A 22616-nucleotide genomic window follows, 5' to 3' on the forward strand; every position below is an offset into this window, starting at 1 on the left:
TATGGAAATAGCGCTTACAAGTGGACGGGGCTCCGGGCTACGCTTCCTGATGGAACGCGGACCGGGAACGCCAGCTCCCGGAAGGCAGGAGACCCGCGGCGGCCACCGCGAACTCGAGCGCGGAGAAGCCCGCGAGCCAGAGGAAGGCCCGCTCCATGAAGCCGTAGGAGTGCAGGCCGACCCCGAGCATGTTCACGCCGAACCAGGAGAAGCTCGTCAGAACGACCCCGAGCACGGCGCAGACCATCATGCCGCGCGCGCGCAGTCCGTACTCCGCTCGCGCCGCACTCTGGGGTATCGACAGGGTCCCCAGGGTGCGGGCCCTCACGGTCCCGGCGCTGCGGGCGTGCAGGATGAACGCCCCCCAGAGCACGAGCAGAAGGGCGCCGTTCTCCTTGGGGTCCCAGCCCCAGAAGCGGCCCCAGCTCTGGTCGGCCCAGATCCCGCCGAGGACGGTGCCGAGGAAGGTGAAGAAGAGGGAGAAGCAGATCGTGCCGTAGGTCATGCGCGCGAGCGCGCGGGCGTCTTCGTCGCCGAAGGAGCGGTCGAGGAGTCCGCGCAGGATGAAGACGTGGGCGAGCAGGCCGGCGAGGTAATTCCCGCTGTAGCCGATGGTGATCGTCACCACGTGGGTCGCCAGCCAGAAGTTCGAGTCCAACACCGCGCGCATCGCCTCCATCGTGTCCCCTCCGGCCGCCAGGTGATGGGCGACGAGAAGGGTGACGAAGCCGATCGCGGCCGAGACGGCGGCCGCCGCGCCCCGACGGTGCAGGCGTTCCAGGACGGCGCCCGCCGCGGCCGCGCCCCAGCCGACGAAGACCGCGGAGGAGTAGAGGTTGGTGACGGGCGGCCGCCCCTGGATGAGGACGCGGAAGAGCAGCCCGGCCGTGTGCACGCCGAGGGCGAGCAGGAGCGTCCACCACGCGGCGCGCCGGAGCTCCTCGTGCCAGAGGAGCCAGGAGGCGCAGGCGAGCAGGAGCGCGAGCACATAGAGGACCATCCCCTTATAGAAGGGCTCCCAGCGGTTGAACGCCGCCTCCCTTCCGGCCCCGAGCGACGCCTCCGAGGACGCGCGAGGAAGGACCTTCAACGCCCCGGCGAAGGCGCCGGCGTCGCGCGCACGCCAGGCCTGGAGCAGCTCCGCGTATGCGGGGACTCCCTCCGGGAGTCTCCCGGTCTCGAAAGATCCCAGCAGCGCCTCTCCGAAGCTCTTCCAGGCCCCTGCCCCCTCCCCCGGTTCGGGAGGGAGGGGCCTGAAGACGGCGGACTGCTCGAGGAGCTGGAAGGTCCCGAAGCGGCGGGCGATGGGCTCCATGGCGCGCCGCCCGAGGTCCCGGCCGCTCCGATGCGCGGCCATGACGCCGCGGGCCGCGGAGAGGTCCCGGCTCCACGCCGCGAGCTCGCGCGGGAAATCCTCGGTCCCGGCCGGCAGAAGGGTGTTCTGAAGGCCGCGGTAGAGGCGCAGGCGCTGGTCGAGCGCGAGGACCGCGGACTGGAAGCGCGAGCGGCGCCCGGGCTCCACGGGCTCGACGCGCTCGGCCTGCGCGGCGACGAGGCCCTCGCCGGGACGCAGCTGGGCGTAGGAGTAGTAGCGGCCTTGGGGTTCGAGGTCCAGCATGCCCAGCACGTCGGGGTCGTCGACGACGAAGACGGCCTGCGCGTCGGCGCGCGCGGGCCGCGCCATGACGTCGAGCAGCCACTCGAGCGCCGACTCCCTCCGCGTCCCGTCATGGAAGGTCTGCTTCCCCCTCAGCATGAGCAGCGCGGAGCGGGCCACGGTGTCGAGCGGCTTCACGCGCCCCTCGTGGAGGACGCCCAGGCGGCCGACCTCCGCGAGGTCGAAGCCTCCGCGCGGGCGCTCCGGCGCCAGGGACGCCGCGAGCCAGAGCGCGCAGAACGCGGGGACCAGCCAGGAGACCTGCGCGCGGGGAAGCTTCATGCGGCCCTCCGCGGGAAGAGGAGCAGCCAGCCGAAGTGGAGCAGGAGCCCGAAACCGGCCAGGACGCAGGCGAGGTACGGGAGGAGCCGCCCCGGATTCCGGACGACCTGGAGCACCGAGAGCCGGTCCTCCTCGCCGTAGCTCGCCTGATAGAAGGAGAGGCCCCGGTGGCGCAGAGGGTTGTTCATGGAGACGAGCGCGTCGCGGTCGGCGCCCTCGCCCGGGTCGTGAAGGCGCAGGGAGCTCGCGAAGCTCTTCGGGATGTCGCTGCCGGGATACGTCTCGCGCCGGAACTCGAGCAGAGTGAGCGAGAACGGCAGCGCGAGCCGCTTCTCCCGGAGGAGGAAGCGGTAGTCGCGGCCCTCGACGGAGAAGGACTGCTCCTCCAGACCGCGGGAGAGGAGCCAGACGCCGAGGGACCGCCCCCCGGAGAGGACCTCCACCCAGGCGGCGGGCTCGTCGGAGGCTTCGTCGGAGCGGGCGCGCGGCAGAGGGCGGACGGCGAGGGTCCGGCCCTTCCCCTGGGTCACGGCCGGGGACAGGACGCCGGTGAAGAAAGGCTCGAGGCCCGCGTTCGGCTCCCAGCGCAGGACGCGCAGCGAGAACGGCCAGCGCGCGCGGCGGAGCTCGCCGCCGCGCGCGAGGAGGGCTTCGTCGAAGGCGAGGACGCGGTCGAAGGCGGGGTCGGAGGAATCGAGCACCGCGAGCTCGCTGCGCCGGTCGGCCTCGGCGTACGCCCGGGTCTCGCCGACGCGCAGCGCCATGCGCGCCTCGACCGAGAAGGCTCCGGCCACGAACTCGCCGGCGACCAGCAGGGCGATGCCGAGGTGCACGAGCCAGAGCCCGGAGCGCCGCGGCTCCAGCGGAAGTCGGACGAAGAAGCTCGCGAGCAGGTTCGCGAGGTAGACCACGCCGATGAGGGCGCCGCCGGGGAACACCGGGATCCGGAAACCGGTGCCGTGCGGGCTCCACCAGATGAAGAACGAGCGGATGTTCTCGGAGACCGCCGCGTAGACGCCGACCCGGGTCTGGGCGAAGGTGCAGAAGAGCACGACGACCATGAGCAGCAGGGTGCAGGCCATCGTGACCCGCATGTCGGAGACGGCGCGCAGGACCTTCCTCGTCATCGCGCGGGCCTCATCCCGGAGAGGAGGGCCAGGTAGGCCGCCCGCGCCTCGCCGACGGCCCCCTCGGGCCCCGTCATCTTGAGGAACCACGTCTCTCCTGGACGCGGGAGGACGGCTCCGAGCATGCGAGCGCGCGGTCCGTTCTCCTCTCGCGCCGCATTCGGGGGTATCGAGGGGCCCCCCGCGGTGCGAGCGCGCGGCCCCTGGAGGTCGACGAAGATCGCCTCGCCGGCCTTCGTGGAGACCTTCTGCGAGGAGGCGGCCAGCGCCGCCGCGCTCCCGAGCGGCGGCAGTCCGAGCTGGCCGCGCCAGCGCTCGACGTTTGCGAGGACGCCGCCGGCCTCGCCGGGGAGGACGACGACCGAGAGCTCGGCCTCGCCGTCGGCGCCCTTCACGCGGTAGCTCGCCAGGCGGAAGCCGTCGGCGGGCGCGCGCGTCCAGCCGGCCGGGTCCGTCCATTCGAGAGAGGAGCGCCGGGAGTCTTGGCCGGGAGCGTGCGCGGGGCCGCTCTGCGCGCGCCCGGCCCGGGCCGCGTCGACGGCCGAGGAGGAGTCCTTGGGCTCCTGGTATTCGCTGACGCCCTCGCCCCGGCAGGCGGCGAAGAGCAGAGGGAAGACGAGAGGCAGGAGTCTCTTCACGGGCGCATCATATCAAGAATCGAGCGCCCGTCGGACGCTCTCGACGAGCTTGTCGCCGGTGAACGGCTTGTCGAGCAGTCGCGCGCCGCGCGGGAGGAGCTCCCAGACGCCGGTGTTCGCGAACCCCGACACGAACAGGACCTTCGTCGCCGGGCTCACCGCGGGGAAGCGGCGGGAGAGCTCGATGCCGCTCATGCCGGGCAGCAGCACGTCCGCGAGCAGGAGATGGATCTCGCCGGGGTGACGGCGGGCGGCGTCGAGCGCGGCCGGGCCGTCCCCGGCGGCGAAGACGCGGTAGCCGTAGCGCCGCAGGGTCTTCTCGACGAGCTCGCGGAGGTCGCCGTCGTCCTCGACGAGGAGGATCGTCTCCCCGCCGCTGCGTCCGTCCCCCCCCGGACGCGCCGGGAGCGTCTCGATGGGCTCCTCGGCGCGCGGAAGATAGACGCGGAAGGTCGTCCCCTTCCCGAGGACGCTCTCGACGTCGATGTGTCCGCTGCTCTGGCGCACGATGCCGTAGACCGTGGAGAGGCCGAGCCCCGTCCCCTTGCCCGGGGCCTTCGTCGTGTAGAACGGCTCGAAGATGCGCTCCCGCACGGCCGGGTCCATCCCCGTGCCGGTGTCGCGCACGGAGAGCCGGACGTAGCGTCCGGGGGGCAGGGAGGAGCCCGCGCGGGAGTCGTCGTCGGGAAGCACGACCCCCGCGGTCTCGACCTCGAGGCGGCCGCCCCCGGGCATCGCGTCGCGGGCGTTGACGACGAGGTTCAGGACGATCTGGTCGAGCTGGCCGGGGTCGGCCTTCACCGGGCAGAGCTCCGAGTGCAGGTCGATGCGGAAGTCGATGCTCTCCCCCACGAGGCGGCGCAGCATGCGGCCGGTCTCGGCGACCGCGGCGTTGAGGTCGAAGACCCGCGGCGCGAGCACCCGCCGCCGGCTGAAGGCGAGGAGCTGGCGCGTCATCGCGGCGGCGCCGTCGGCGGCCTTGCGGACGGAGCGCGCGAAGGGCAGCAGCGCGTGTTCGGGGCCGAGCGCGTCGGCGATGTACTCGTTGTAGCCCATGATGAGGGTGAGCATGTTGTTGAAGTCGTGGGCGACCCCTCCGGCGAGCAGGCCGAGCGACTCCATCTTCTGGGACTGGCGCAGCTGCTCCTCGAGGCGCACGCTCTCGGAGACGTCGCGGCGCACCGCGACGAAGTGGGTGAGCCGACCCTCGGCGTCGCGCACGGGGGAGATCACCGTGTCGTCCTCGTAGAGCGCGCCGTCTTTGCGCCGGTTGGTGATGCGGCCCCTCCAGACCTTCCCCGCCGAGACCGTCTCCCAGAGCCCGCGGTAGAAGGCGTCGTCGTGCTTCCCGCTCTTGAGGAAGCGCGGGTTGCGGCCGAGGGCCTCCTCGCGCGAGTAGCCGCTCGCCCGGAGGAAAGCGGGATTCACGTACTCGATGCGCCCTTCGGCGTCCGTGATCACCACCGACTCCCCCGTCTGTTCGATGGCCGTGGCCAGGCGCGTGAGCTCCTGCTCGACGCGGCGGCGCTCGGTGAGGTCGCGCGAGTTGACGATGACCCGGCGCCCCTCCGGGAGCTGGAGCGCGCTGCCGAAGGACTGCAGGTAGACCCAGGAGCCGTCCTTGCGGCGGTAGCGGAACTCGGCCGACTGCTTGGAGCCCGGCTGCGCGAGGGCTCGCCCGAAGGCTTCCTGCGCGGCGGGCCGGTCCTCCTCGTGCACGAAGGAGAACGCGTCTCGCCCGACGTACTCCTCGGGGGAGTAGCCCAGGATGGCCCGGATGGAGGGAGAGACGAAGGTCGCGACCCCCTTGTCGTCGAGCACGGTGATGAGGTCGAGCGCGTTGGCGATGAGCGCCCCGAAGCGGCGCTCGCTCTCCCCCGCCGCCGCGCGGGCGCGCTTGCGCTCGATGATCCCCGCGAGGGTGCTGCCCAGCGACTCGAGGAAGACCGTCTCCTCCCTTCGCGCCTCGTGCCCGGCCGCGGCATAGAGGACGATGAGCCCGAGGGTCCTTCCTTCCGAGCGGATGGGCACGCAGTAGTGCCCGTGGTCCGCGATCCCCGCGTAGCGAGTCTCGTGGCCTTCGTCGAGGTGCTGCTTGAAGAGGAGCTCGCCGCGCTCCGCCGCGCGGCCGCAGAGGCACTTCCCGAACTCGACGCGCGAACAGGTCGCCAGCACGCTCTCGAGGCCCCGGTGGACGACCAGACGCAGGGAGCGTCCGTCCTCCGAGGTCAGGAACACCCCGACCTTCGGGACGAGGCGCATCCAGGGCACGGAGAGCAGCCGGTCCGCCGAGAACTCGAGGAGCTCCTCCAGCGGCGCATCCCGAAGAGAATGCTCGAGGATCTCGTTGAGGATGAGCTGGACCTGATACCCGCGGCGCAGGTTCTCCTCGGCCTCGCGGCGCTTGCGCCCCTCGCGGACGAGCCAGTAATAGAGGAACGCGGAGACGGCCGCGGTCTCGATGAGCGCGTCGGCGTAGTCGGGTCCGTGGACGGCGTGGCCCATGACGGGAAGAAGGTACAGACCCGCCGCTTCGACGAGGATGAGGAACACGATCACCCGCGCGGCCATGCGGCGGGCGAGCGCTTCCGGCGTCAGCGGCGTCGCGGCGGGATGGGGAGCCATCGCGGGTGGGGAGGTCACCTCATAGCATAATATACATGACTTTCAAAGTCAAGTATACTCAAGTCACACCCCCCTTCGGGAGCAGCGTGCCTGAACGGACCGGGGATCCCGGTCAGTGGACGGCTTTGCGCTTGAGGAAGACCCCGCTCGGCGGGGCGCCGGCGGGCTTGAATCCCTCGACGAGGGGCCGTCCGCGCAGGAACACGTCGCGCACGGAGCCCCGCACGGCCCGCCCCTCGTAGGGCTCGTAGTCCACGTTCGCGAAATGCGTCTTCGCGCGGAAGCGGTGGCGGCGGCGCGGGTCGAGCACCACGATGTCCGCGTCCGAGCCGGGCTTCAGGCAGCCCTTGCGCGGATAAAGCCCGTGCAGGCGGGCCGGCGCCTCGCTGACGAGCTCGACGAAGCGCCCGGCGCTCAGCGTCCCCCCGGCCACGGCGTCCCACATCAGGAGCAGGCGCGCTTCGACGCCCGGAGCGCCGTTGGGGATGAGGCTGAAGTCCCGGAGGCCGAGCCGCTTGGAGGCGCCCCGGCCGGTCCCGTAGTTGAACGAGCAGTGGTCGGTGGCGACCGTCTGCAGCCAGCCCCGGCGCAGCGCCTCCCAGAGCCTGCGCCGCTCCCCCTGCGGCCGAAGCGGCGGGGACATGACGAACTTGGCGCCCTCGAAGCCCGGGCGCCCGTAGAGGCGGTCGTCGAGATAGAGGTACTGCGGGCAGGTCTCCCCGTAGACCTTCGCGCCCCGTTCGCGCGCGCGGCGGATCTCCTCCATGGAGGCCCCGCAGGTGACGTGCACGACGTAGAGCGGGCAGTCCGCGGCCTCGGCGAGCGCGATGGCGCGGTGCGCCGCCTCGGCCTCGGCCGCCATGGGCCGCGTGCGCGCGTGCCAGCGCGGAGCGGTCTTCCCCTCGGCACGGGCGCGCGCGACGAGCTCGGCGACGAGCCCGCCGTTCTCCGCGTGGACCATCGCGAGCGCGCCCAGAGAGCGCAGGCGCAGCATCCCCCGGAAGATGTGCCGGTCCTCGAGCATGAGGACGCCCGGGTAGGCCATGTAGAACTTGAAGCTCGGGCACCCCTCGGCCGCGACCTCGTCGAGCTCCCGCAGGCGGGTCTCGGGGAGGTCGGTCACGGCCATGTGGAAGCCGTAGTCCGTGAACGACTTCCCGTTCGCCTTCCCGTGCCACTCGTCGAGGGCGTCGAGCATCGAGCCCCCGCGCTCCTGCGTGGCGAAGTCGAGGACCGTGGTGGTCCCCCCCATGGCCGCGGCGAGCGTCCCCGTCGCGAAGTCGTCGGCGGTCGTCGTCCCCCGGTACGGGAGGTCGAAATGGGTGTGCGCGTCGACCCCGCCGGGGAGCACGAAGCAGCCCTTCGCGTCGACGGTCCGCGCGCCGCGTTCGTCGAGCCGCGGGGCCAGCGCCGCGACCTTCTCCCCGCGCACGCCGACGTCCGCCCGCACCTTGCCCTTCGGAGACAGGATCGTCCCGCCCTTCACCACGAGGTCGAATCGCATACGGGGATTATACATCGCCCGGGAATCCCCGTCCTGGGATTCCCGGCTATCCGAGGGTCTGCCGGATGTTGCGCAGGAGGGTGTCGCCGTCGAAGGGCTTGTGCAGGAGCACCGCGTTGTAGGGCAGCGCCTCGTGGCCACTCGCCCACGCGTAGCCGGACATGCAGAGGACCTTCATCTCGGGGCGGAGGTCGGAGAGGGTGCGGACGAGCTCCATGCCCCCCATGCCGGGGAGCACGATGTCGGTGAGGAGGAGGTGGACCTCTCCGGAGTAGTCCTTGGAGAGCGCGAGCGCCTCCTCCGCGCTCTCGGCGTGCAGGACCTTGTAGCCGCTCTCCCGGAGGGTCCGCTCGATGAGCCGCCGCAGCTCCGGACTGTCCTCGACGACGAGGAGGGTCTCGTGCCCGCCGTGCGAGCGGCCAGGGGGCCGCGCGCGCTGGGAAACGGGCTCGCCCTCGACCCGGGGCAGGCGGATCTCGAAGCTCGAGCCGCGCCCCGGCTCGCTGCGCACCGTGACGCTCCCCGCGTTCTGCTTGACGATGCCGTAGACCGTGGCCAGACCCAGGCCGGTGCCCTTCCCCAGCTCCTTGGTCGTGAAGAAGGGCTCGAAGATGCGCTCGCGCACGGCGGCATCCATGCCGGTCCCCGTGTCGCTCACCGTGAGCACGACGTAGTCTCCCGGGTTGAGCCCCGTGCGCGGGTCCGGGCGCGTCCCGGCCGGGAGCGTCTCGTTGGCCGTGCCGATCGTGAGCTTCCCGCCCTTGGGCATGGCGTCCCTCGCGTTGACCACGAGGTTCAGGATGACCTGGTCGACCTGCCCCGGGTCGGCGCGGATGCTCCAGAGCCCCGGCTGGAGGTCCTCGATGAAGGTGATGTTCTCGCGCACGAGCCGGCGGAGCATGCGGCTGGCGTCGGTGACGACGGCGTTGAGGTCCAGCACGCGCGGCGCGATGACCTGGCGCCGGCTGAAGGCGAGCAGCTGCTTCGTCATCGCGGCGGCCCCCTCGGCGGCCTTGCGGATGGAGCGCGTGAAGGCGTTGAGAGGGCTCTTGCTGTCGAGGCCGTCGGCGATGAGAGCGTTGTAGCCCATGATGAGGGTGAGGAGGTTGTTGAAGTCGTGGGCCACGCCGCCGGCCAGCATGCCCACCCCCTCCATCTTCTCGGCCTGGCGCAGGCGCTCCTCGAGGCGGGCCTGCGTCGTCACGTCGCGGCGCACGCCGACGTAGCTGACGATCTCCCCGGAGGCGCCGCGGACCGGATGGATCGTGGCCTCCTCCTCGTAGAAGGTCCCTTCGCGGCGGCGGCTGATGATCCGTCCCTTCGAGGAGGCCCCGGCCTTGACGGCGTTGCGCAGGGTCCGGAAGAAGCCCATGTCCACGTCGCGGCCGCGCAGGACCTCGGCGCCGACCCCGACGACCTCCGCCGCCGGGTAGCCGGTGACCTCCGTGTAGGCGGGGTTGACGTGCCGCACCACGCCGGCCGCGTCGGCGACGACCACGGCCTCGGCCGCTTGCTCGACGGCCGCCGCGAAACGGCGGCACTCCTCCTCGGCGTCGCAGCGCTCCCCGACGTCCAGGGCGTAGACGACGACCCTCGGTCCTCCCTCCTCGAGGAGGACCGCGCCGAAGGCCTCGACGTGTCTCCGCCCTCCCGCCGGGCCCAGCCGCCAGTGCGAGCGGCGCGGACCTCCCGTGCCCGCGAGGACATCGTGCAGGAAGCGGCGCAGCTCGGGGCCGTCCTTCTCGTCGACGAGCTCGGAGAGCGTGCGGCCCCAGAGGGCCTCCCGGCTCCCTCCGAAGAGGCGCACCGCCCCGGGATTGACGTCGATGATCGTCCCGTCGGCCCCCGCGAGCAGGATCGCCTCCGGAGACGCCTCGACGATGCGTCGGTCGCGCCGCTCGACGCGTTCGAGCTCCGAGAAGGCCTCGCGGCGGGCCAGGTGGCGGCCGAGAAGGTCGGCCGCCGAACGCAGAGAGAAGCGCTCCTCCTCGCTCCACGCATGCCCTTCGGGGACGCGCAGCGCCAGCAGGCCCAGGGTCTTCTTTCCGCCGACGACGGGGATGCAGCAGCGCCCGGGGCTCGCCAGGAAGGATTCCCTCGGGAGCTCGGCCACCGGCCGCACGCACGGGCAGGCCCCTGCTCCGAGCGGACAGCTCCGCGCGCCGTCCTCCCAGCAGGACTCCGTCGAGAGGTCCAGGCCCTGGCGCGCCGCGACCTCGAAGCCCCGGCGGTCCGGCCTCGCGACGAGCACGGCCGCCTTCGGGAGCAGGGGCACGCAGGGGGAGGAGAGGAAGACCCCGAGCACGCGCTCGAAGGTCACCGTGAGCGGCTCATCCTCCCGGCAGGCCTCCTCGATCGCGCGCAGGAAGCTCTGCATCTGGAAATCCCTGCGCAGTCGGGTCTCGGCGACGAGCTGGCGGTAGCGGCCGCGAACGATGCAGACGTAGAAGAACGGCGCGCACAGGAAGGCCGTCGCGGCGGTGACGACCGCGCTGCGCGCCAGGCCGGCCCTCCCCCCGGTCAGGACGAGAAGGAGGAACTCGACGGCGACCAGCGCGCCGACGGCCTCGAGCAGGACGCGGAGCTCGGTCGTGAAGCGCAGCCGCGCGAAGGGACGGCGGGACGCCGTCGGGACAGGGGCTTCGGCGGAAGAACGGCGCGAAGCGCCTTCGGGAGCGCTCCCGGCGGCGGGGTCCGGCACGGAACTCGGACGCGCGATGAGCAAGCGTGGTCTTCCCGTCGACATCAGCCGTCGATCCGTCTGGCTTGCCCGGCGCTCTCCGACCCGCGGCTCGCGCGCCTCAGCGTACTACGGCCCTCGGCTTCCGGAACGTCGACACCTAGAGTATCTATCCATTTATTCTGTTTGTCAAGTATAAGGCATTGTGACTTTAACGCATGGTCTCCAAGGACGGGGAGCCCGTCGGAGGACTACCGCGCGAGGAAGGAGCGCAGGAGGTTGCGGGAGACTTCGAGCCGGTACTGGCGGGTCGAGCGGAGGTCGTCGATGGGAGAGATGTCGTCGCCGAGCAGCGCGCAGGCCGCCTCGACGCGCTCGCGGGTGAGGCGGCCGCCGGCGAGGAAGGCCTCGATCTTCTTCAGCCGCCGGACCGTGGGCGCGACCGAGCCGAAGGCGAAGCGCAGCTCCTCCACCTTCCCGCCCTTGAGCCAGAGCAGGCCGGCGCAGACCGTCTTCGAGATGGTCTGGGCCCGGCGGCTGCCCACCTTGCGGAAGAGCCGGGCGTCGGGCGCGCGCTTCGGGAAAGGGACCTCGACGACCTCGATGAGCTCCCCGGGGCCGAGCGCGGTCTTCTTCACCCCGGTGAAGAGGTCGAGCACGGGCAGCGAGCGGCGCCCCTCCCTGGAGACCGCGTGGACGGAGGCCTCGTAGACCGCGAGCGCCGGGAAGCTGTCGCCGGCCGGGGAGGCGTTGGCGATGTTGCCTCCGAGCGTGCCGCGGTTGCGGATCTGGATGGCCCCCACCGTGGAGCAGGCCTCGGCGAGCAGCGGCAGGCGCCGCAGGACGAGCGGGTGCCGTTCGATCTGGGAGTGGGTGACGAGCGCGCCGATGCGCACGCCGCCCTTCACCGCCTCGATGCGCGTCCAGGCGGAGAGCCGGGAGAGGTCGAGGACCTTCTTCCCGTTGAAGCGTCCGGCGTTGAAGCCCACGAGGAGGTCGGTCCCCCCGGCGAGCGGGACCGCGTCGGGGTTGCAGCCGTAGAGCTCGACGGCCTCCCCCGGGTCGGCGGGCCGCAGGACGAAGACCGTCTTCGGGTCACCGCGCACGGCGCCTCCCGGAAGCGCCCAGGGCCTTCGCGGCCTTCCGGACGGAGTCGACGATGTGCTGATAGCCGGTGCAGCGGCAGAGGTTCCCGCCCAGCGCCCTGCGGATGCTCGCCTCGTCGGTCTTCCCGCCCGCGCGCAGGTGCGCGGCGGCCGACATGAGCATGCCGGGCGTGCAGATCCCGCACTGCGCCCCGCCCTCCTCGAGGAAGGCCTTCTGCAGAGCGCTCATCTGCTTGAGCGTGCCCAGGGATTCGACGGTCTCGACGACCCGGCCGTCGGCCTGACAGACCGGGATGAGGCAGCTGTTGACGGGAGCTCCGTCGAGAAGGATCGTGCAAGCGCCGCACTCCCCCTCGCCGCAGCCCTCCTTCGTACCGGTCAGGCGGAAGTCCTCGCGGAGCACGTCGATGAGCCGCTTGAACGGCTCGCCGCGGTAGGTCCTCTTCTTCCCGTTGACCTTAAGCGTGATGTTCATGGGGTTCGGTGAGCGCCTTGCAGATCCGCTCGGGGAGCACCGGGAGCTCGGTGAACCAGCGGCCCAGGGCCTGCCGCAGCGCGGAGGCGACGGCCGGCGCCGGCACGTCCATGGGAAGCTCTCCGAGCCCCTTCGCGCCGAAGCCCCCGTAGGCGTAGGGCTTCTCGAGGATGAGCACGTCCATCGGCGGCGCGTCCACGGCGGTCGGGATGATGTAGTCGGTGAAATGGGGGTTGCGCATGACGCCGTCGCGGTAGACGGGGTTCTCGAAAAGGGCGTACCCCAGTCCCTGCAGGGTCCCCCCCATGATCTGGCCCTCGGCGAAGCGCGGGTGGACGACCGTCCCGATCTCCTGCGCGGTCCAGACCTTGCGGACGCGGACCTCGAAGGTGAGCTTGTCCACCTCGAGCTCGACGGCGAGGGCCGCGTACGCGAAACAGCCGTAGGCGTCTCCTTTATAGGTCTTGTCGTCCCAGACGATGCCCGGAGGGCGCTCGTACTGGACGATGGACTCCCGCGACGGGGCCCCGGCGAGGAAGCGGAGCGCGGCCCGGCGGAAGGCGGGCCGGGACGCGGGCACCGGGCCCACCGCCTTCACGAACTCCTCCCGGAGACGGCGCGTCGCGCGCTCGACGAGGCGCCCGACCACCATCGTCGTCCGGCTGGCGACCGTGGGACCGCTGTCGGGGACCTTGGAGGTGTCGGGCTGCTGGACGACGACCCAGTCGTAGGGCACGCCGAAGGCGTCGGCCGCGATCTGCGCGAAGACCGTCGAGGCGCCCTGGCCCATCTCGGTGGAGCCCGCCAGGACCCGCAGGCGCCCCTCGGCGTCGAGCGCGACCCCGGCCTTGCTGGCGAGGTAGTCCTCGCCGCTGCCGGTGAAGCCGCCGCCGTGATAGGCGAGCGAGAACCCGATGCCGCGCCAGGTCGGAGCGCCGGCCTTCCGGTTCCAGGCCGCGCACTCCTTGCGGCGCCGGTCGAACCGGGAGCGCTTGGCGCAGGCCTCGAGGACGTCCTCGGCGCCGACGCTGTCCTTCAGCGTCTGCCCGGTGGCCGTGACCCCGCCCACGCGCAGGACGTTGCGCCGGCGGATCTCGACGGGGTCCAGCCCCAGGGCCTCGGCGAGCTTGTCCATGTGGAGCTCGGCCGCGAAAAGGGTCTGCGGGGCGCCGAAGCCGCGGAAGGCCCCGTTGGACGGGGTGTTCGTCGCGAAGGCCTTGGCGCGGATGCGCACGTTGGGGCAGTCGTAGGCGCCCGCGGCATGGATGGCGCCGCGCGAGATCACGACGGGGGTGAGGGTCATGTACGCCCCGCCGTCCATGGAGACCTCGATGTCCTGCGCGAGGAGCCGGCCGTCCCTCGAGACGCCCGTGCGGTGGCGTACCCGGGCCGGGTGGCGCTTGGTCGTCGACGCCATGTCCTCGGGCCGGTCGTAGATCATCTTCACCGGACGGCCGGACTTCCAGGCCAGCAGGGCCGCGTGGCCCGCGAGCACCGAGGGGAAGTCCTCCTTGCCGCCGAAGGCGCCGCCCGTGACGGCCTGCATCACGCGGACCTTCTCGGCGGGGAGGCCGAAGGCCTCCTGGAGGGCCTTGTGCACGTAATAGGGGCACTGGAGCGAGCCCAGCACCGTGAGGGTGCCGTCCTTCTCCACCCAGGCGGCGACGCCGTTGGGCTCGATGTACGCCTGCTCCTGGTGGGGCACGAGGTACTCGCCCTCGACCACCAGGTCGGCCTGCGCGAAGCCCGTGGAGAGGTCGCCCTTCTCGATGAGGATGTCCTTGAAGACGTTGTCCGGCTCGCGCACGAGCGCCTTGAGCGCCATGGACTCGTCGATGGTGAGCGCCGGCACGCGGGGCTCGTATTCGACGGTGACGTGCTGGAGGGCCTCATAGGCCCGCGCCCGGTCCGGGTGCGCGATGAGCGCGATGGGCTCCATCGGGTGCCGGACCTCCGTCGCCGCGAGCAGCGGCTGGTCCATGTCGATGCAGGCGACCACGTTGCGGCCGGGGATGTCCTTGGCGACGGCGACGACGTACTCGGCCCACGGGAAGTGCGGGGCGTAGTGGATGCGCTTGATGCGGCCGTGGGGGATGGAGGAGCGGACGGTGACGCCGTAGAGACAGCCGGGAAGCTCGTAGTCGTCGATGTACTTGGCCGCCCCGACGAGCTTCTCGGGCCCTTCCTTGCGCGGGACGTCGGCTCCTACGGAGGCCATCCTTGGTATTATATGATAAGAACGGAGCCGGAGAAGCGGGCGTTGTTTCCCCCTACCTTTCGGTGAAGGAGCGGGGGAGGGAGAATGCCCCCCACCCTGCCCTCCCCTCGGGGGAGGACAGTGAGGAAAAACGGAGATGCCTATGGACACCATCGTCCGCTGGACGCTCAACGGGAAGCCCCGGGAGTACCGCGGCTCCCCCGAACGCTCGCTGCTGCACCACCTGCGCGACGAGCTCGGGGTGACCTCGGCCAAGGACGGCTGCTCCCCCCAGGCGGCCTGCGGCGCCTGCACCGTGCAGGTCGGCGGCAAGGCGACGCTCGCCTGCGCGACGAAGATGGGACGGCTCGAGAGCGCCGAGGTCGTCACCATCGAAGGCCTCGACCCCTTCGTGCAGGAGGCCTTCGCGGAGGCCTTCGCCCAGAAGGGCGGCTCCCAGTGCGGCTTCTGCATCCCGGGCTTCATCCTGCGCGCCGACGCGCTCCTCAAGACGAACCCCTCTCCCTCCCGCGAGGAAGTCGCCAAAGCGCTCCAGCACAACCTCTGCCGCTGCACCGGCTACGTGAAGATCATCGACTCCATCCTGCTCGCCGCCGAGGCCCTCCGGACCCGCAAGCCGGTCCCGGTCCCGAAGCAGACCGGGAAATGGGGCAGCCGCCTCCCGAAGTACGACATCAAGGACGTCGTGCTGGGCCGCCGCCCCTTCGTCGCGGACCTGAAGGTCCCCGGCATGCTCCACGCCGCCTTCCGCTTCAGCGACCACCCCCGCGCCGTCGTCCGGCGCATCGACGCCTCGAAGGCCCTGAAGCTCGCCGGCGTCGAGCGCGTCCTCACGGCCAAGGACGTCCCCGGGGACCGCGTCGTCGGCCTCATCGTGAAGGACTGGCCCGTCCTGATCGCCGAGGGCGAGACCACCCATTACGTCGGCGACGTGCTCGCGGTCGCCGTCGCCGCGACGCGGGAGCTCGCGCGCGAGGCCGCCGCGCTCATACAGGTGGACTACGAAGTCCTCGAGCCCGTCCTCGACCCGCTCAAGGCGCTGGAGCCGGGCGCCCCGAAGGTCCATCCCGCCGGCAACGAGCTCGAGGTCTCCGTCGCGAAGAAGGGCGACGTCGAGAAGGCCTTCAAGGAATGCGCCCATATCGTCGAGCAGGTCTACACGACCCAGCTGGTCGAGCACGCCTTCCTCGAGACCGAGGCCTGCCTCGCGGAGCCCGACGCGGACGGACTGCGCGTCTACTCCCAGACCCAGGGCGTCTATGAGGACCGCAAGCAGATCGCGAAGCTCCTCGGCCTGCCGGAAGCGAAGGTCCGCGTCGTCCTCGTCCCCAACGGCGGAGGCTTCGGCGGCAAGGAAGACCTGTCGGTGCAGGGGCAGACCGCCCTGGCCGCCTGGCTCCTCAAAAAGCCGGTCCGGACCGCGATCACCCGCGATGAGAGCATCCGCCTCCACCCCAAGCGCCACCCGCTGCGCATGGAGTACAAGCTCGGCTGCGACGCGCAGGGCCGCCTCCTCGCCCTGCGAGCCCGCATCGTCGGAGACTCCGGCGCGTACGCTTCGGTCGGCGGCAAGGTGCTCGAGCGCGCCTGCGGGCACGCCGCCGGCGCCTACGACGTCCCCAACGTGGACATCCGCGCCGTCGCCGTCTACACGAACAACCTTCCCTGCGGCGCGATGCGCGGCTTCGGCGCCAACCAGGCGACCTTCGCCATGGAGAGCGCCTTCGACGAGCTCTGCGAGAAGGGCGGCTTCGACCGCTGGAAGGTCCGCTGGGAGAACGCCCTGACCGAGGGGCGCGCCACCGCCACCGGCCAGATCCTCGACCGCAGCGTCGGCGTGCGCGCCACCCTTTCGGCGGTCCAGGAGGAGTTCTACAAGGACCCGAAAGCCGGGCTCGCCTGCGGGATCAAGAACTGCGGCATCGGCAACGGCATGAACGACGTCGGCAACGCGAAGATCTTCGTCCGCTCGCCCGAGCGCATCGAGCTCTACCACGGCTGGACCGAGATGGGACAGGGGGTGCACACGGTCGCGGTGCAGACCTTCTGCGAGGAGACCGGCCTCCCGCCGGAGCTCGTGAGCGTCCGCACCGACACCGCCGACGACGTCCCCTGCGGGATGACCACCTCCTCGCGGGCGACGAGCCTCGTCGGGCACGCGCTCATCGACGCCTGCAAGGCCTTCAAGAAGGACCTGAAGGAGAAGGGTCTCGCGAAGATGGCCGGCCTGACCTATCCGGGGACCTGGGTCTGCGACTGGTCCACGAAGCCGGGCGCGGACACCGGAGGCAAGCCCGTCTGCACCCACTACTCCTACAGCTACGCCTCGCAGGTCGTCCACCTCGACGAGAAGGGCGAGGTCCGGGAGATCGTCGCCGCCCACGATGCCGGGAAGATCGTCAACCGCACCCTCTTCGAGGGCCAGATCGAGGGCTCTCTCCACATGGGCCTGGGCTACGCGCTCTGCGAGGAGCTCGAGCTCGAGGGCGGACGCCCGAAGAGCACGCGCCTGCGCGACCTGGGGATCCTGCGGGCGCACCAGACGCCGAAGCTGACGGTCATCGGAGTCGAGGTCCCCGACGTCCACGGCCCGCACGGAGCCAAAGGCGTCGGGGAGATCGGCTTGGTGCCGACGGCCGGCGCCGTCGCCAACGCCTTGGCCAGGTTCGACGGGGTGCGCAGACGGTCCCTACCTTTGAAGAGGAAGAAATAACAAGGGGAAGCCCCCCTGCCCCGGCCCTTCCCCGCGGGGGAGGGAGGCAATGAGGAGAATGTAATGGGAAAGATAGCTGTTGTGGCCATCGGCGGGAACTCGCTCATCACGGACAAGGAGCACCAGACGGTGCCCGACCAGTACCAGGCCTGCGTGGAGACCTGCAAGCACATCGCCGAGATGATCCGCCACGACTACGACGTGGTCATCACCCACGGCAACGGCCCGCAGGTCGGCTTCATCCTGCGCCGCTCCGAGCTCGCGAGCAAGGAGCTGCACATGGTGCCGCTCGACTCCTGCGGCGCCGACACCCAGGGCGCCATCGGCTACCACATCCAGCGCGCGCTCTACAACGAGTTCAAGCGCAACGGGATGAAGAAGCAGGCGGCCACCGTGGTGACCCAGGTCCTCGTCGACAAGGCCGACCCCGCCTTCAAGAGCCCCAACAAGCCCATCGGCTCGTTCATGTCCAAGGACGAGGCCGAGATGCGGCGCGCCAAGGACGGCTGGGACGTCGTCGAGGACGCGGGACGCGGCTGGCGACGCGTCGTCGCCTCCCCCCGCCCCGGGCGCATCCTCGAGCTCGACGCCGTTCGCGAACTGCTCGCCAGGGGCCTCGTCGTCGTGGCCGTGGGCGGAGGGGGCATCCCGGTCGTCGAGGGCCCGAACGGGGACCTCGTCGGCGCCGCGGCCGTCATCGACAAGGACTTCGCCTCGAGCCTCCTCGCCCGCCAGCTCAAGGCCGACCTCTTCGTCATCTCCACCGGCGTCGAGAAGGTCTGCCTCGACTTCGGGAAGCCGACCCAGCGAACGGTCGACCTCATGACCCTCGCGGAGGTCCGGCGCTACATGAAGGAAGGCCACTTCAAGCCCGGCAGCATGCTCCCCAAGATGCAGGCCATCGTCGAGTTCCTCGAGGGCGGAGGGAAGCGCGCCATCATCACGAACCCCGAGAACCTCGAGAAGGCGATCGCCGGAGGGACGGGGACCCACGTCGTGCCGTAGGTCCTGAGAACCAACTCATTATCGTTCGGCCGCGGTCCCTAACCGGGCCGGATAGACCGAACGACATCGCACCCTTCCCCCTGAAGTCCCTGTCTGGCGGAGTGCGCTCCGGCTATCATCATGGCATGAGAACACTCCCCCAGGCCGGCACCGCCCGCAAGGCGGCTACCGCACCCAAGCAGGAAAGGCGCAAGACGGACCGCACCCCGGCGAACGTCCCCTTGAAGGGTCCCCCCGCGGGGGAACTCAAGCCCGGAGGAGCCCTCGTGGAGCTCTCCGAAGGCGGGGCCGCCGTCCGGCTCGGCGTCCGCTACGAGAAGGGCATGGTCCTTCACCTGCGGCTGCCCAACGGCATCGACATCCAGGGAGAGGTCGTCAACATCCTTCCGCTCGAGGACGGCACCTTCCGGCACGGACTCTGGGTCCATCGCGCGGGACCGGCGACGCCTCAGATCCTTCCTCCTTACATGGGTCGCAAGCGCGTCAAGGCACCCGCTCAGGCCGCGGCGCCCGCGCCGGCCCCCGTCGCGACGGAGGAGCCGGCCGAGGACGAAGAGGAGATGCGGCTTCTGGGCGGTTCGAACTAGGCAGGGAATCCCCAAACGGGGGATTCCCTGGAGCTCCGAGTCAGCGAACCAGGCAGGAGGCGGCGTCCTTGCCGCCGGCGCGCAGGCAGTCCGAGCGCATCCGCGCGCGCCAGAGCCGGTCTGAGCGGACCCGTTCCCACTCGAGGCGCTCGTCGAGCTCCAGCGCCTTGAGCTTCGCGTCGATCTCCGCGGCCGTCAGCGTCAGCCCGAAGACGCCCAGCACCCGGTTCAGGACGGCGCGGGCGCCCTTTCCGCGCAGCTCGAGGAGCACGGTCCGCTGCTGCGCGGGCGTCACGAGCCCGGGATCGAGCTCCGAGCGGTAGTACGGCCCCACGAAATCCCGCTCGAACGCTTCCGGAGACTCCTCGAAGAACTTGAGCGACTTCGCGTAATGAGACTCCAGGAAGCCGTCCCGCCGGGCCTCCGCCTTCTTCAGAGCGACGGTGAGCGTCTTCGCGGCGGCTCCACGCGCGCGCCGCAGGTCCCGCCGAAGCGCCCGCGTCTCCTCGTCGAGACGGCGATGGACGTCGGCGTAATAGCGGTATTGCAGGTACCAGGCGTCGAGCTCGTTGACGAGCATGTTGGTCCCGCCGCCGCGGCTCAAAGCGTCCGCATGCCCCCCGACACCGTGCAGGAGGAGGCCGGCCAGCTGCTCAGGGGAGAGCGCCCGTCCGTCGGAACCGCGCACGTTGATGAAGGCCTTGCGCAGGGGTTCGTGGATGTAGTTCTCGTCGCGCGCGCCGTCGGTCGTCCACTCGACGCGAACGCCGCGCTCGAGGGCCTCCACGACGCGGGAGGCGTCGGCGCAGGCCGTCAGTCCCGGCGTCTGGGGCCGTCCGCGCCCGGAGACGGGAGCGACGATGCTCCTCAGGGCGGCGATCGTCCGCGGGTCGTGCCGCGGCGTCCCGTCCTCCTTGCGCAGCGCCTCCAGCCCGGCGATCTTCTCGAGGACGGCGGCCTGTTCCTTGTCGCGCGCGGGGGCCGCCGGAGCGAGCTTCCCGCGGCGTCGGGGAGCGGAGGCTCCGCCCGCATCGACCGCGAGGGGTTCCTCCCCCGGCACGCGCGCGCCGTCGAAGAAGCGGGCGAGCGCGGCGGGAGCGTCTTTCGGGTCCAGGGAGGCGATGCGCTCGAGCTCGCGCCGACGGCGCAGCGCCAAGGCGCCCGCCGTGACGGAGGGAGGGACGGCGATATGGGCCTTGAGCGCGTCCGCCAGGAACTGCTCGGGAGAGAGCGTCGCGGCGGCGTCGCCGCAGAAGGCGTCCCAGCGCTCCCGCGAGAGGCCGAGCGGGAACATGGAGGGTTCGTCGTAGCGCGCACGGCAGGAATGCTGTGCGAGGGCCAGGATGTCCGGCGCCTCGAGACGCGCCTTGCAGGACCCGGCCCAGGCGTCCGGGTCGAGCGCGTAGTGCGCGGCGTACGGCGCGCGATACTCCGCCTGGCAGCGCTCGAACTCGACCTCGAGGATCCCTCGCCGTCCGGCCGGCGCCGCCTCCGCGCTCGCCGCGAGGAGGACGGCGCAGGCCCAGGACAGCGCGAGAACGGCCGTCGCGCGCATGCTTCAGGCCCTCAGCGTGCGGACGCTTCGACGACGACCGGCGCCGACAGGCGCTCCGGCGCCGCCCAGGCCCGGAACGCCGGATGGGAACGGAAGAACGACTGCTCGGCTTCGATCCAGGTCAGCTTACCCGGGCCTTCGGTCTGAGAGAGGATCATGAGCAGGAGGTACGCCTGCAGGGCGCTCGTCATCTCCGCGCGCTCCTTCTCCGGCGCCGCGGCGACGGCCGCGATGACGTCCTCGCGCAGGAAGAACGCCATGCCGTGCTCCGTCCGGGCGTAGCGCGCGAGCGAGGGATGCTCGGCGTCGGGCGCGAAGCCCATCTCGTAGATCGGCGTCCCGACCAGCTTGCTCAGCCCGATGACGAGCTTCATCTCCGCGGGCTTGAGCAGACGCCGGCCATCCCCCATCGACGCGAGCCAGCCGGTCTCGACGAGCTCCAGGACCTCGGCGGTCCCGCCGAGGACGTCGGAGGGGACGGCGATGTGGAACGAGCGGTCCTTGGCGACGAGCAGGAGGAGCCGGCCGACGCGGACGTCCTCGACGAACTTGTCGTCGAGCGCGAGGGCCTCGCCGTCGGTCGCGCGGAGCACGCGGCGCTGCTCGGCGGGAAGGGCCAGCAGGTCCGGGACTCCCGCGACGAGGTAGTCGTTCTTGGAGAGTTCCTCCCGCGTCATCCCCCCCTCCTTCCACGACCAGGGGATCGCGAAGCGCATGGGGACGTTCACCCCCATGGGAGCCTTCCCCAGCATCATCGGGATGGTCACGTTGAGGGCGACCCCGCCTTTCGCGAGGATCTTCGCCTCCTTCACCCGCTCGACGATCCCGCGGTAGAAGTCCCGGATCGCCGGCCAGACCGCGCCCAGCCACAGCGCGACGCCGTTGGCGGTGACGGCCATGACGAAGGCGCTGCCCGTGTTGCCGAAGGGCGTGCCGGCTCCCCCCTGCGTGACGGCGGTGTGGGCGCTCATCCCGAGGTAGTAGATCGTGATCCCGCCCAGCAGGAGGATGCCGGTCCACATCGTGACCTTCTCGATGATCTTATGCCACTTCTCGGGGACGAGCCCCGTGAGGACCTTCTGCCCGTCGAGCGGGCCGAAGGGGATGAGGTTGAAGAGCATGAGCGCGAAGTTCATGATGGCGTTCATGACGAGGATGCGCAGCGTCCCGCCGATCCAGGGCATGGCCACCAGACCCGGAGCGAACGTCTTGAGCCCGACGATGAGGCCGACGCTCAGCAGCCCGATGGCGAGGTTGACGAGGGGCCCCGCGACGGCGACCAGGCCCGTCGCCTTGCGGTTCTCGGGGCTGTCGAAGCTCTGCTGGGGGTTGGTGGCGAAGCCGCCGGCGGGGAAGCCCATGAGGCCGGTGACGAGCAGGATGGTCGCCCCGATGGGTCCGGTGAAGCGCAGCGGGTTCGGCGTGAGCTGACCGGAGTTGCGCGGGGTGATGTCGCCGAGCTTCTCGGCGGTCCAGGCATGCCCCATCTCATGGAGGACGATGGAGCCGAGGATGCTCCAGAAGAGCAGGGAGCCGGCGAAGACCTTGAAGGCGATCGTGGTGGGACCGACGGCGAGCCCGACGAAGATGCCTCCGATCATGCTCTTGAGGGCGACCCCGAAGGTCGCGCCCCAGGCGACGCGGCCGATGGCCGAGCTCCACGAGCTCTTGGCCTCGACGGCGCCCGTCACGGCCGCGGGCGCGGCCTTCAGGCGCTCGATCCGAGCGGGGAGGTCCCGGACGGCGGCGATGTCCTTCGCGTCGGGCGTCCCGTTCGTTTCCGTCAGCCCCTGCACGCGCGAAAGTGCGGACCGGAATTCTCCCTCGAGACGGACGGCCTCCGCCTTCTTCTCCTGCGCGGCGTTGTCGAACGCCCCGGAGGGGTCCTCGACGGCCCGGCGCGCGTTCACGAACGTCTTGATGCTCGCGAAGAGACGCTTCATCGTGCCGGGCGCGTTCTCACGCAGAGAAGGCTGGAGGGTCTCCAGCTCCTTGACGCGCGCCGCGATCGCGAGCAGCTCCTTCTGGGTCGAGGCCATCGCCCCATCCCAGGTGGAGTCCGCCTTCTGCGCCTCCTCCATGTAGGTCGAGAGTTCGGCGTAGCGCTTCCCGAGGTCGTGATGCTCCTGGAGGACGGCGGCGGGGAGCGCCGCGGTGGCCTCCGTTCCCTTGGCCGCGGAAAGGACCGACGCCGCGGGGACGACGAGCTTCGGAGAGTCGTTCAGCGTCGGCAGGACGGCGAGGGAGAGGTTCGCCCCCGGTTTGGTCGCGTCGAAAGTCTTGAGTTGGACCCCCGCGACGCCGACCGGCATGCCGCCGACGACGGCGTTCGAGACATGGGCGGCCTGGACGCTCTGCGCGAGCGCGGTCTGGACGGCCGGGCCCGGGATGGAGATCAGGAGCGCCGCGACGAGGAGCGATGCGATGGACTTCTTCATGTTCAT

14 protein-coding genes are annotated in these 22616 nt (G+C 71.0%); 3 read left to right on the top strand and 11 right to left on the bottom strand.

The features are described 5' to 3' along the window. Positions 1-37: 37 nt before the first annotated feature. The 9 genes from ccsA to WC969_00300 all read right to left on the bottom strand — a co-directional run bounded on the left by ccsA (position 38) and on the right by WC969_00300 (position 14312). On the bottom strand, positions 38-1939 hold the full coding sequence (gene ccsA / locus WC969_00260; GenBank protein ID MFA6028259.1) for a cytochrome c biogenesis protein CcsA: 1902 nt from the start codon (positions 1937-1939) through the stop codon (positions 38-40). Continuing rightward, on the bottom strand, positions 1936-3066 hold the full coding sequence (locus WC969_00265) for a cytochrome c biogenesis protein ResB (GenBank protein ID MFA6028260.1): 1131 nt from the start codon (positions 3064-3066) through the stop codon (positions 1936-1938). The genes ccsA and WC969_00265 overlap by 4 nt, the downstream gene beginning before the upstream one ends. Continuing rightward, positions 3063-3704 carry a hypothetical protein gene (locus tag WC969_00270; GenBank protein MFA6028261.1) on the bottom strand — a complete coding sequence of 214 codons (642 nt, stop codon included), beginning with the start codon at positions 3702-3704 and terminating at the stop codon, positions 3063-3065. Before WC969_00270 ends, WC969_00265 begins: the two co-directional genes overlap by 4 nt. A 12-nt stretch (positions 3705-3716) precedes the next feature. After that, a complete protein-coding gene (locus WC969_00275) occupies positions 3717-6347 on the bottom strand; it encodes a PAS domain S-box protein (GenBank protein ID MFA6028262.1) in 2631 nt (876 codons plus the stop codon). Positions 6348-6441: 94 nt separating this feature from the next. Then, positions 6442-7833, bottom strand: coding sequence for a dihydropyrimidinase (gene hydA / locus WC969_00280; protein ID MFA6028263.1), 1392 nt, complete (start codon positions 7831-7833; stop codon positions 6442-6444). A 46-nt stretch (positions 7834-7879) separates the two neighbouring features. Beyond that, a complete protein-coding gene (locus WC969_00285; protein MFA6028264.1) occupies positions 7880-10558 on the bottom strand; it encodes a PAS domain S-box protein in 2679 nt (892 codons plus the stop codon). Positions 10559-10764: 206 nt separating this feature from the next. Further along, entirely contained in the window at positions 10765-11619 is an 855-nt protein-coding gene (locus WC969_00290; GenBank protein MFA6028265.1) for a xanthine dehydrogenase family protein subunit M, read from the bottom strand. Next, complete coding sequence (locus WC969_00295; protein MFA6028266.1) at positions 11609-12094, bottom strand: (2Fe-2S)-binding protein; 486 nt, start codon at positions 12092-12094, stop codon at positions 11609-11611. Before WC969_00295 ends, WC969_00290 begins: the two co-directional genes overlap by 11 nt. Next, positions 12078-14312: a xanthine dehydrogenase family protein molybdopterin-binding subunit gene (locus tag WC969_00300; GenBank protein MFA6028267.1), complete on the bottom strand. Its 2235-nt coding sequence runs from the start codon at positions 14310-14312 to the stop codon at positions 12078-12080. Before WC969_00300 ends, WC969_00295 begins: the two co-directional genes overlap by 17 nt. A gap of 142 nt (positions 14313-14454) precedes the next feature. Between WC969_00300 and xdh the strand changes: the two genes are divergently transcribed. The 3 genes from xdh to WC969_00315 all read left to right on the top strand — a co-directional run bounded on the left by xdh (position 14455) and on the right by WC969_00315 (position 18617). Beyond that, positions 14455-17025, top strand: a complete 2571-nt coding sequence (xdh, locus tag WC969_00305) for a selenium-dependent xanthine dehydrogenase (protein MFA6028268.1) — start codon at positions 14455-14457, stop codon at positions 17023-17025. Between the two features lie 63 nt (positions 17026-17088). Further along, the gene (gene arcC, locus WC969_00310; GenBank protein MFA6028269.1) at positions 17089-18030 is read left to right on the top strand and encodes a carbamate kinase; all 942 of its coding nucleotides are present in this window, start codon (positions 17089-17091) and stop codon (positions 18028-18030) included. A 125-nt stretch (positions 18031-18155) separates the two neighbouring features. Continuing rightward, positions 18156-18617 carry a PilZ domain-containing protein gene (locus WC969_00315; protein MFA6028270.1) on the top strand — a complete coding sequence of 154 codons (462 nt, stop codon included), beginning with the start codon at positions 18156-18158 and terminating at the stop codon, positions 18615-18617. 40 nt (positions 18618-18657) lie between these two features. Here WC969_00315 and WC969_00320 read toward each other — a convergent pair whose 3' ends face one another. Together WC969_00320 and WC969_00325 are read right to left on the bottom strand one after the other, a co-directional pair. Further along, complete coding sequence (locus tag WC969_00320; GenBank protein MFA6028271.1) at positions 18658-20172, bottom strand: hypothetical protein; 1515 nt, start codon at positions 20170-20172, stop codon at positions 18658-18660. Between the two features lie 11 nt (positions 20173-20183). Beyond that, entirely contained in the window at positions 20184-22616 is a 2433-nt protein-coding gene (locus tag WC969_00325) for a site-2 protease family protein (protein ID MFA6028272.1), read from the bottom strand.

The sequence above is a fragment of the Elusimicrobiota bacterium genome (assembly GCA_041660925.1).
GTDB lineage: Bacteria > Elusimicrobiota > Elusimicrobia > UBA1565 > UBA1565 > JBAZUV01.